The sequence below is a fragment of the Saccharothrix lopnurensis genome (assembly GCF_042658445.1).
Classification (GTDB): domain Bacteria; phylum Actinomycetota; class Actinomycetes; order Mycobacteriales; family Pseudonocardiaceae; genus Actinosynnema; species Actinosynnema lopnurensis.
The window spans coordinates 439,355-450,224 of the sequence record NZ_JBHSQO010000001.1; the positions used below are offsets into that span (position 1 = coordinate 439,355).

Here is a 10,870-nt window from a genome sequence, read left to right on the forward strand (position 1 = left end):
GACGCGGCGGCCGGGCCGCTCACTGGTCGGCGGGGCGGGTGTGCAGCCACAGGGTGCGCTCGTCGGTCATCACGTCCTCGGCCTGCGCCACCGCGGCGGGCCACTCGTCCTCGTCGACGTCGCGCAGGTGGTCGTGGACCAGCACCAGGTCGGCGGCGGCCTTGCCGTAGGTGGTGGCCAGTCCGGAGTGCCGCCGCGGGCCCAGCCACGCGGCGCCGCCCGCCACGGCCGCGGCCATCACCCCGGACAGGTCGAGGTCCCACAGCCCGAACACCCGGCACACGGCCGGCCCGAGCGCGGTCAGCTCGCCCACGACGAGCACCAGGCGCCACACCAGGGCCTGCCGCTCGTTGTCGCGGGCCGGTCCGCGTACCACTGCTTCTGGTCGAGCACCCGCCCGGTCAGGTAGGCGGCGCGGCGCTCGGGGAACGACCCGGCCCGCAGCGCCACCATGCCGGGGGTGGCGCAGGGGTCGTCGGAGCCCGTGGTCACCCGGCCCTCGTCGGCGGGGAGCGCGGCCGCGACCTGGCGCCTGAGCTCGGTGCGCGCCTGCTTCGGCGGCAGGCCCGGCGGGAACGGGTCGGCCGCGACGGCGAACCGCCAGGCCGGCGTCTTGACCGACTCGGCCACCGCGCGGCCGTGGAACCAGTCCCGCTCGGGGTGCGTGGCCAGCAGCAGGATCTCCACGGCCAGTGCGACCGCGAAGCCCGCGACGGAGACCGCGGCCCAGAACCCGAACGACCCGATCTTCCACGGCAGCGCCCCGCCGATCGCGGCCACCACCGTCGCCACCAGCCTGACCCGGTTCCACCGCAGGGTGCGCCGCTGCCCGCGGCGTGCCGCGCTGTCGGCGTCGTGGAAGAAGCCGGGTAAGTCGGAGTTCGTCATCCACCCTCCCGCGCGGGGACGCCGCGGTCCCCGCTGATCGACCGGGTTCCGCCGCTCACCGCCGGTCCAGGACCGCCGAGACCACCGCTCCCACCGCGGTGCCCGCCGCGGCCACCTGCTCGCCCGACGGGTCCCAGATGCCCGAACCGCCCGCGGCTCGGGAGAACCCCTCGCCGGTCGAGCCGGCGAAGCTCGCCACCGCCACCCACAGCCCGTGCCCGACGGCGATCCGCCGCGCCCGCGCCGCCACCACGTCGGCGTCGACGTCGTGCTCCAGCACGCCCGCCAGGTAGGCGTGCACGCCCAGCGCGGCGGTGTCCGCGGCGTGGCGCGGCACGCCGGTGTCCCGGCACACGGCCAGGCCCAGCCGCACCCCGTCCACCTCGATGGCCGCGGGTCCGGGGCCGGGGTCGAAGCACACCGCCTCCAGCGGGCCCAGCCACACCTTCCGGTAGGCGACCCGCACCCCGGAGCCGGTCACCTCCAGCACCCCGATGTGCCGTTGCGCCACGGGGGCGCCGGCGAGGGCGGTGGCGCCGGTCTCGGCGCACGCCTCGACCAGGGGTGCGAGGAGGTCGAACGACACCTCGGGCGCGTCGAGGTGGTAGCCGGTCAGCGACAGCTCCGGGAACACCACCACCCGCGCGGCGGCCGCGCGCACCGCCTCGGCGTGGGCCGCCGCGTTGGCGGCCACGTCGTGGGCGGTGCAGCGCGGCTGGGCGACCGCAACGGTGATCACCCGGCCAACCCTAGCGCGGCACCCGGGCCCAGTCGGTGTCCGACGCGAGGTGGAAACCCGGGTGGGCGGGCTGGTTGTAGGTGGTCTGCTGGCGTGCCACGTCGACCCGGTACTGGGGGTCGTGCATCAGGGTGTACATCTTGTGGCCGGTCACCTCCGTGCTGAGGTGGACGCGCAGCGCCGAGCTGTCGGCGGTGCGCACCACCAGCTCCTCCCGCCAGTCGCCGAGCACGTCGGCGACCAGCGACGGGTTGCCCTTGGTGCCGTTGTTGGTCAGCGTGCCGGCGGCGGTCAGCAGCGTGCCGCGCCGCCAGTCGCGCACGGTCGGTTCGGCGGTGCCCGAGCCGTCGACGACCTGGGTGGTGAGGTCCGCCGCCCACCGGATGCTCTGGTTGGTGCCGGGGATGGCCTCGGACAGCCGCCGCCCGTCGGCCGACCACAGGCCGACCGCGCCCGCGCCGCCCGGCACCGACGCCCAGGTCTCCAGCCCCGGTTCGGCCGGCAGCACGTCGCCCACCATGCCGCGCCCGGTGTCCACGCCGGTGTAGCCGCCGTAGATCACCTGACCGGTGGAGGCGTCGCGCAGGGTGTAGCCGTAGGGCGCGGAGCGGGCGCCCTCGTGGACCATGTAGATCTCCAGGCCGGGGCGGGCCGGGTCGACGTCGGTCACGTGCAGGGCGTCGCCGTGCCCCAGCCGGGCCCGTTCGCCGGGGTTGGCGCTGCCCGGCGGCAGTTCGGCGAAGGAGCTGTAGCGCAGCGACCCGTCGTGGTCGATGGTGGCCGCGCCGTAGACGATCTCCTGCTTGCCGTCGCCGTCCACGTCGGCCGCGCTGAGCGAGTGCGCGCCCTGGGTGGTCAGCGTGCCGTACTCCGGGGAGGTGCCGTCGCGGCCGTGCACGGGGTCGTTGAACGGGTTGGCCATCGGCACCCACCCGCTGTCGACGAACCAGTCCCGCCGCAGGTCCCGGCCGTCCCACCGGTAGGCCACCAGGGTGCTGCGCGTGTAGTAGCCGCGGGCGAACACCGCCGAGGGGCGCCTGCCGTCGAGGTAGGCCACCCCGGCCAGGAACCGGTCCACCCGGTTGCCCGGCTCGATCCGCGCCAGCGCGTAGTCGCCCCACATGAGCCCGTCGTCGTGGCGGCCCGGTTCGTAGCGCGCGGTCGTGAGCTCCCGGCCGGTGGCCCCGTCCAGCACGGTCAGGTACTCGGGGCCGGAGAGCACGAACCCGGCGAACGCCCGCAGGTTGTTGCGCGCGCTGCGGCTCGGCGCGTAGACGTCCACGAAGTGGTCGACCAGGGCCCGCGCGTCGGCGTCGGAGAGGGGGTAGGTGTGGCGCACGGGGATGCCGAACGCCTGCTCCAGCGTGGCCGGCCACCGCCCGGCCACCACCTCGGGGTGCTCGTGCCAGCCGCGGAAGACCCGGACCAGGTGCTCGTGGTAGCCGGCGGCGTCGAGCCGGTAGTCGTCGCGGTGCGAGTAGCCCGCCCGCACGTCCTCGCGTGGCATGGTCACGTACCGCTTCGAGGTCTCCCGGCCGCGCCGGTCGTAGGAGGTGACCGAGGTGCCGGGGGCGGTCTTGAGCATCATCTCCGACCGGCCGTCGCCGTCGAAGTCGTAGACGAGGAACTGCGTGTAGTGCGCGCCCGAGCGGATGTTCACCCCGAGGTCGACCCGGTGGAGCAGCGTGCCGTCGAACCGGTAGGTGTCCACATAGGTCGGTCCGGTGTAGCCGACCTGGGAGACGTCCTTGGAGTTGGACGGGTCCCACTTCACGACGTACTCGTAGCTGCCGTCGCCGTCCACGTCGCCGACGCTCGCGTCGTTGGCGGAGTACGTGTAGGACTCGCCCGCCGGGGTCACGCCGTCCGCGGGCTTGCGCAGCGGCAGGTCGTGGAAACCGCCCTCCCACGGCGACACCGACCCGCTCACGCCCACCGGCACGCCCCGCACCAGGGGCGCCACCCGGTAGTGCGAGCCGCCCTGGCGGTCCAGGAAGTTGGTGCTGTCGGTGACCGTGGCGACCCGGCGGCCGTCGCGGTACACCGCGAACGCCGGGCCGGCCAGGCCCGTGGCGGTGTGGCCGGTGGCCTCGTGGCGCAGCAGGCGCCAGCTGAGGAACACCCCGGTGTCGGTGCGCACGGCCACCAGGCCCCGGTCCAGGCGTTCCAGCCGGGGACCACCACCACCGGTGGCGCCGGCCGGTGGCGCGGTGAGCAGGAGCGCCGTCGCCGCCAGCACGGCGAGCAGAGGGCGGGAACGCGGGCGGGTCATCGGGCCTCCCGGGGCGCGACGGTGCGCGAGGTGCGTGACGAGGCCACACGATGAACCGTTTCAAGCCGAAAGGCAAGCCCTCCGGAACTCCTCGGCGTTCTCCCAGGAAAGCGCTATCCTTGACGCCGTGATGCACCTCACCTACGTTGTTTGAACCGATTCAAACGAGAGGTGAGGGCGATGGGACGAGTGTCTCGCCGGAGCGCGGCCGGTCTGCTGGTCGGACTGCTGACGGCGACCGCCGCGCTGTCCGGGTGCGGCGGCGACCAGGGCGACGGACCGGTGACGCTGCGGTTCGTCTGGTGGGGCAACGAGGACCGCGCCGAGGTCACCAGGGCCGCCGTCGAGGAGTTCCAGCGGCGCAACCCCGACATCAGGGTGGAGACCGAGTACAGCGGGTACGACGCCTACTTCCAGAAGCTGTCCACCCAGGTCGCCGGCGGCGCCGGGCCCGACCTGCTCCAGCTGGACCGGGCCACCCTGGGCGAGTACGCGGGCCGCAACGTCCTCGCCGAGCTCGACGAGTACGCGGGCGGCCCGCTCAGGCTCGACCGGATCCCGGCCGACCTGCTGGAGGGCGGCAAGGTCGACGGCAAGCAGTACGCCGTGGCCGCCGGCGCCACCACCCAGGTCCTGGTCTTCGACCCCACCCACTTCGAGGCGGTGGGCGCGGAGGTGCCCACCGCGCCCGGCGAGAAGTGGACCTGGGCCGAGTTCGCCGAGGCCGTGGGCAAGGTCGGCGCGGCCGGGACCGTCGCCGGCACCACCGACTTCGGCTGGGCCATCGACTGGTTCGAGGTCTGGCTGCGCCAGCACGACAAGCAGCTCTACACCCCCGAGGGCGAACTCGGCTTCACCGCCGAGGACCTCACCGGGTACTGGGAGATGATCGGCGCCATGCGCGCCGGCAAGGGCGTGTCCGCGGCCGAGGTGACCACCAAGATGGACGGCTCGGTGCAGAACTCCGGCATCGTCACCGGGCAGTCCGCCTCCGAGATCGGCTACGACTCCACCGCCACCGGCTACTTCGGCGCGTTCGGCCCGAACCTCAGGCTCGCCCCCGTGCCCAGCGACGTCGCCGAGAGCGGCATGGCCGCGCTGCCCCCGGTGTCCTTCGCCGTCGCCCGCCGCTCCGAGCACCGGGAGGCCGCGGTGGAGCTGCTGGACTTCCTGCTCAACGACCCCGAGGCGGGCAGGCTGCTCGGCGCCTCCCGCGGCGTGCCGCCCAACGAGGACGTCCGCGCGCAGGTCTGCGCGGGCTCGACCGAGGCCAGCAAGGCGGTGTGCGACTACGAGCAGGCCCAGCAGGACAAGATCGGCCCCGCCTTCGGCGCCTGGCCCACCGGCTCCTCGGCCGTCAAGCGCGACTTCCAGCGCACCTACGACGACGTGATCTTCAACCGGGTCGGCGTCGCCGAGGCCGCCGCCCGCGTCGTCCAGGACGCCGAGACCTCGCTGGGGTCCTGACCGAGATGACGCGGTCCGTGCTTGCCCGAGCGGGCACCCCCGACACCCCGCCGCCGGCACCCGCGCCCCCCGCGCGCCGGCGACGGGGCCAGGGCGTGGCCTACCTGTTCCTGTCGCCCTGGATCGTCGGGGCGGTGCTGCTGACCATCGGCCCGATGGCCGCCTCGCTGTACCTGTCGTTCACCGACTACGACCTGTTCGACGACCCGGACTGGGTGGGCGTCGACAACTACGTCACCATGTTCACCGGTGACGAGCGGTTCTGGCACGCGGCGTGGACCACCACCGAGTACGTGCTGCTGTCGGTGCCGCTCAAGCTGGCCCTGGCGCTCGCCGTGGCGCTGCTGCTCAACCGGCCCCGCCGCGGCGTCGGCCTCTACCGGTCGGCGTTCTACGCGCCGTCGCTGCTGGGCGCGAGCGTGAGCGTGGCGCTGGTGTGGCGGGCGCTGTTCTCCACCGACGGCACCGTGGACGGGCTGCTGGCCCGGATCGGCATCGACACCGGCGGCTGGGTCGACCAGCCGCAGTACGCGCTGCTCACCCTGGTCGCGCTGGCCGCGTGGCAGTTCGGCGCGCCCATGGTGATCTTCCTGGCGGGCCTCAAGCAGGTGCCGCGCGAGCTCTACGAGGCGGCGGCCATCGACGGCGCGGGCCCGGCCCGGCGCTTCCTCGACGTCACGCTCCCGATGCTCTCGCCGGTGATCCTGTTCAACCTCGTGCTGGAGACCATCAACGCCTTCCAGGCGTTCACCGGCGCGTTCGTGGTCAGCGGCGGGCGCGGCGGGCCCAGCGACTCGACCCTGCTCTACCCGCTCTACCTGTACCAGCGCGGGTTCACCGACTTCCGGATGGGTTACGCCTCGGCCATGGCGTGGGTGCTGCTGGTCGTGGTGGCGCTGCTGACCGCCCTGGTGTTCCGCGGCTCCAAGCGCTGGGTGTTCTACGCGGGGGAGGACCGGTGACGCCGGCCAGGAAGGTCCTGTGGCACGTCGTGGTGATCGGCGCGCTGCTGGTGCTGCTGTACCCGTTGGGGTGGCTGGTGTCCACCTCGTTCAAACCCGCCACCGAGGTGCTGTCCACGCTCTCGCTGCTGCCCCGGGAACCGACCGGGGACAACTACGCCCAGGTGTTCGACGGGGTGGGCGAGTTCGGCGTGCTGCACTACTTCGGGAACTCCCTGCTGATCTCCGTCGGCGCGGTGATCGGCAACGTGGTGTCCTGCTCGCTCGCGGCCTACGCGTTCGGGCGGCTGCACTTCCGCGGCCGGGGACCCCTGTTCGGCTTCATGATGATCACCATCATGCTGCCGCACCACGTGGTGCTCATCCCGCAGTACGTCATCTTCCAGCAGCTCGACATGGTCAACACGTTCTGGCCCCTGGTGCTGCCCAAGTTCCTGGCCACCGACGCGTTCTTCGTCTTCCTGATGGTGCAGTTCATCCGCACCCTGCCGCGCGAGCTGGACGAGGCGGCCACCCTGGACGGCTGCGGCCCGGTGGGCACCTTCCGGCACGTGATCCTGCCGCTGCTGCGCCCGGCGCTGATCACCACCGCGATCTTCACCTTCATCTGGACCTGGAACGACTTCTTCTCGCAGCTGATCTACCTCAACGACGCGGAGAAGTTCACCCTGCCGCTGGCGCTCCAGCTGTTCGTCGACCAGGCCACCGAGTCGGCGTTCGGGCCGATGTTCGCCATGTCGGTGCTGGCGCTGCTGCCCATCGGCTTGTTCTTCCTGGCGTTCCAGCGTTTCCTGGTGGACGGTGTGGCGACCTCCGGGTTGAAGGGGTAGCGATGAACGCGTGGGCGCGGCCGCTGACGCTGCTGGCCGAGGTGCTGCTGATCGGGGTGCTGGTGTGCCTGGCGGCGTTGCCGCTGGTCACGGCCGTGCCCGCGTTGGCGGCCGGGGCGGTGCTGCTGCGGGAGCTGGTGGAGGACGGCCGCACGCCGACCGCGCGGCGGTTCGCCGTGCTGCTGGGGCGGGTCCTGCGCGACCCGGTGGCCGTGCTCGCGCCGCTCGCCGTGCTCGCCGTCGGCGCGCTGGACCTGCTCGCCCTGGCCGGCGGGCTGCCCGGCGCGGCGGTCCTGGGCCCGGCGATCGGCCTGGTGCTGGCGGCCGCGGCGCTGGTGCTGCTGCGCACCGCCGCGCGGTGGCGGCCGGGGGAGCGCTGGGCCGCGCTGCTGACCCGACCCCCGCTGGACCCCGCCGGCCACGCCTACCTGGTCGTCGCGCTGGCCGTGATCGTGCTGGTGCTCCTCCAGGCGCCCGCGTTCGTGGTCGTGGCGCCGGGCCTGCTGGTGTTCGCCGCGGTCGCGGTGGAACGCCGGTGACCCCGCGCGTCGTGCTCGCCGGGGCTGCCGGGTACGGGCGGTTCCACCTGCGGGAGATCGCCGCCCTGGAGGCGGCCGGGCGGCTGGAGCTGGCGGGCGTGTGCGAGGTCGAACCGCTGGACGCCGAGGCCCGGCGCCTGGTCGGCGACCGGCCCGTGTCCGCCGACCTGGGCGAACTGCTGCCGGCGGCCGGCGGCGGCCCCGTCATCGGCATCGTCTCCACCCCCATCCACACCCACGTCGACCTGGCCCACCGGGTGCTCGGCGCGGGCGCGCACCTGCTGCTGGAGAAACCGCCCACGGCCACCCTGGAGGACTGGCGCGACCTGTTGCGGCGCTCGGCAGGCCGGGTGGTGCAGGTCGGCTTCCAGGGCCTGGGCTCGCCCGCCCTGCGCCGCCTGGCGCACCTCATCCGCTCGGGCGCGCTGGGCGCGGTCCGGGGCATCGGCGTGCGCGGCACGTGGTCGCGCGAGGACTCCTACTACACCCGCGCGCCCTGGGCGGGCCGCCGCACCCTCGACGGCGTCCCCGTCGTGGACGGCGCCCTGACCAACCCGTTCGCCCACGGCATCGCCACCGCGCTCGCCCTGGACGGCAGCACCGGCGTGGACGACGTGGCCGACCTGGAGCTGGAGCTGCTGCGCGCCCGCGACATCGAGGCCGACGACACCTCCTGCCTGCGGCTGCGCACCCGCCGCGGCACGACCGTGGTGGTCGCGGTGACCCTGTGCGCCGAGGTCCCCGCGGACCCGGTGCTCGTCGTGCACGGCACCCGCAAGCGCGCCGAGCTGCACTACACCCGCCACCGGCTCGTCGTCGACGGCGTCGAGGAGCGGTTCGGGCACGACACCCCGCTGGCCAACCTGCTCGACCACCTGGCCGACCCCGCCGTGCCGCTGAACGCCCCGCTGGCCGACACCGGGGCGTTCACGCGCGTGGTGGAGGCCGTGCGCACCGCCCCCGACCCCGTGCCCATCGACCCGGCGTGGCTGCGCCGCAACGGCAACCGGGTCGACGTGGACGGCGTCGACCACGCCGTCACCCGGGCCACCGAGGGGCTGCGCACCTTCGGCGAGCTGGAGGTGCCGTGGTCACCGCTGGGCGCCGCCGCCCACCACGGTCGCGACACCGCCCGGCTGCCCCTGGTCGTGCCCCGACCCGCGCTGCACCCGGTGCGCACGCTCGGCGGGGTCGTGGTCACCGGCGAGCACCCCGCCGACCACCCCTGGCACCGCGGCATCGGCCTGGCCCTGCCCGACGTCAACGGCGTCAACCTCTGGGGCGGCCGCAACTACGTCCCCGGCCGGGGCTACGTGCCCGGCGAGCTGGGCGTGGTCCGCGAGGTCGGCCCCGACGAGCTGCACTGGTGCGACTCCACCGGGACGGTGCTGCTCGCGGAACGGCGACGCGTGCGCCGCCGGCTGGTCGAGGGCGGCTGGGAGCTGGAGTGGACCAGCGTGCTGACCGCCGACGCCGAGGCCGTGCTGCACAGCCCCGGCAGCAAGGGCCGGGCCGGCGCCGGCTACGGCGGCTGGTTCTGGCGGCTGCCCGACCTCGACCCGGCCACCGTGCACGTGCTCACCCCCGGCGGCACGGGGGAGGAGCAGGTCAACGGGCGCCCCGCGCCGTGGCTGGCGGTGGTCGTGACCGACCCGCGCCGGCCCTGGACGGCCCTGCTCTCCGGACCGACCGACCCCTGGTTCGTCCGGGTCGGGCAGTACCAGGGCATCGGCTCGGCACTGGCCTGGGACCGGCCGCTGGTGCTGGGACCCGGCCGGCGGCGGGAGATCACCGTGCGGGTCGCCTTCCACGACGGCGTGCGCGTCCCGGACGACCCGCGACCCCGGTGGCCACCGTCCTGATCCGACAGCGTCCTGATCCGACGGTCCCGTGCCAACACCCGATCCCGGAGGTAGTCGTGCGACGTGTGTGCTTCCTGCTGCGGGTCCGCCCCGAGCGGATGGCGGAGTACCGCGAGCGGCACCGCGAGGTGTGGCCGGAGATGCGCGAGGCGCTGCGGGAGACCGGCTGGGGCAACTACGCCCTCTTCCTGGCCGAGGACGGGCTGCTCGTCGGCTACCTGGAGACCCCCGACTGGGACGCCGCCCAGCGCGGGATGCGGGCCCGCGAGGTCAACGACCGGTGGCAGGCGGAGATGGCCGAGTTCTTCACCGCGCTGGACGGCCGGGACCCCGACGAGGCCATGCGACCGCTCACCGAGGTCTTCCACCTCGACTGAGCCCCGCCTGGCTCGTATTGGTTCAGTCGTTGAACCGTTGTAACGGCGGAAAGCGCTGGTCCGGATCAGTGGATCGGCGTTCGGGTGAGACGCTGAATGAATCGTTTCATCCTTGACGGGCGCTCGGGCGCGGTGCTGTGATGTCGCGCAGGGCGTTACCCTGCCGCCGCCTGGGAGCGCTCCCGGAAAATCTGCGGACGAATGGAGCAACGGTGCTCACCAACTCGTTCAGAGCGCGGGCGATCGCCGCCGCCACGGCGGTCACCGCGCTGACGGGCGGCCTCCTGGTCGCGGGGGTGGCGTCGGCCGCTCCAGGCTGTGGGGTCGATTACGTGGTGCAGAACAGGTGGCAGGGTGGGTTTTCCGCCAGTGTCACGATCACGAATCTGGGTGATCCGGTGGACGGGTGGAGCCTGGTGTGGAGCTTCCCCGGCTCGGAGCGGTACGGCCAGGGTTGGAACGCCTCGTTCGCCGCCTCGGGGGCGAGCGTGACGGCGTCCAACGTGGACTGGAACCGGGTGATCGGGACCGGTGGTACGGCGTCGTTCGGGTTCAACGCCACGACCAGCGGCAGCGAGGTCGGCACGCCGGCGTCGTTCGCGCTCAACGGCACCACGTGCACGGGCGATGCCGGACCGACGACCACCACGACCACTACGACCACGACGACGACGACCGGCCAGAACCCGGGTGGTCCGAGTGATCCGACGGGTCGTAAGCAGGTGGAGCGGTTGGATCGTGGTGTGGTGAGTGTGCGGTCGGGCAGTGGGAACCTGGTGAGTTGGCGGTTGTTGGCCGGTGACGCGCGCGATGTCGGGTTCAACGTCTACCGGGGTGGCGCGAAGGTGAATTCCTCGCCGGTCACCGCGTCGACCAATTTCCTGGATGGTGGTGCGGCGGTGGATGCGTCGTACACGGTGCGCGCGGTGGTGGG

11 protein-coding genes are annotated in these 10,870 nt (G+C 73.6%); 7 read left to right on the forward strand and 4 right to left on the reverse strand.

Annotated elements, in window-relative coordinates:
- Positions 1–19 precede the first annotated feature (19 nt).
- The 4 genes from ACFP3R_RS01970 to ACFP3R_RS01985 are packed head-to-tail and all read right to left on the reverse strand — an operon-like array spanning position 20 to position 3,899.
- Entirely contained in the window at positions 20–313 is a 294-nt protein-coding gene (locus ACFP3R_RS01970; RefSeq protein ID WP_380632096.1) for a hypothetical protein, read from the reverse strand.
- Positions 301–888, reverse strand: a complete 588-nt coding sequence (locus ACFP3R_RS01975; protein ID WP_380632098.1) for a DUF4231 domain-containing protein — start codon at positions 886–888, stop codon at positions 301–303. Before ACFP3R_RS01975 ends, ACFP3R_RS01970 begins: the two co-directional genes overlap by 13 nt.
- A gap of 55 nt (positions 889–943) precedes the next feature.
- Positions 944–1,627, reverse strand: coding sequence for a carbon-nitrogen hydrolase family protein (locus ACFP3R_RS01980; RefSeq protein WP_380632099.1), 684 nt, complete (start codon positions 1,625–1,627; stop codon positions 944–946).
- Positions 1,628–1,637: 10 nt separating this feature from the next.
- On the reverse strand, positions 1,638–3,899 hold the full coding sequence (locus ACFP3R_RS01985; RefSeq protein ID WP_380632101.1) for a rhamnogalacturonan lyase: 2,262 nt from the start codon (positions 3,897–3,899) through the stop codon (positions 1,638–1,640).
- Positions 3,900–4,079: 180 nt separating this feature from the next.
- Here ACFP3R_RS01985 and ACFP3R_RS01990 point away from each other — a divergent pair, with 180 nt between their 5' ends.
- The 7 genes from ACFP3R_RS01990 to ACFP3R_RS02020 form a co-directional block, all read left to right on the forward strand.
- Positions 4,080–5,366: an ABC transporter substrate-binding protein gene (locus tag ACFP3R_RS01990; protein WP_380632103.1), complete on the forward strand. Its 1,287-nt coding sequence runs from the start codon at positions 4,080–4,082 to the stop codon at positions 5,364–5,366.
- Between the two features lie 5 nt (positions 5,367–5,371).
- Positions 5,372–6,328: a carbohydrate ABC transporter permease gene (locus ACFP3R_RS01995; RefSeq protein WP_380632104.1), complete on the forward strand. Its 957-nt coding sequence runs from the start codon at positions 5,372–5,374 to the stop codon at positions 6,326–6,328.
- Positions 6,325–7,158, forward strand: coding sequence for a carbohydrate ABC transporter permease (locus ACFP3R_RS02000; protein WP_380632105.1), 834 nt, complete (start codon positions 6,325–6,327; stop codon positions 7,156–7,158). The genes ACFP3R_RS01995 and ACFP3R_RS02000 overlap by 4 nt, the downstream gene beginning before the upstream one ends.
- Positions 7,159–7,160: 2 nt before the next feature.
- On the forward strand, positions 7,161–7,697 hold the full coding sequence (locus ACFP3R_RS02005; protein ID WP_380632106.1) for a hypothetical protein: 537 nt from the start codon (positions 7,161–7,163) through the stop codon (positions 7,695–7,697).
- Positions 7,694–9,559 carry a DUF6807 family protein gene (locus tag ACFP3R_RS02010; RefSeq protein ID WP_380632108.1) on the forward strand — a complete coding sequence of 622 codons (1,866 nt, stop codon included), beginning with the start codon at positions 7,694–7,696 and terminating at the stop codon, positions 9,557–9,559. Before ACFP3R_RS02005 ends, ACFP3R_RS02010 begins: the two co-directional genes overlap by 4 nt.
- Positions 9,560–9,615: 56 nt before the next feature.
- Entirely contained in the window at positions 9,616–9,936 is a 321-nt protein-coding gene (locus ACFP3R_RS02015) for an L-rhamnose mutarotase (RefSeq protein WP_380632110.1), read from the forward strand.
- A gap of 140 nt (positions 9,937–10,076) precedes the next feature.
- Positions 10,077–10,870: cellulose binding domain-containing protein (locus ACFP3R_RS02020; RefSeq protein WP_380632111.1), on the forward strand; the 794-nt coding region annotated here is incomplete at its 3' end.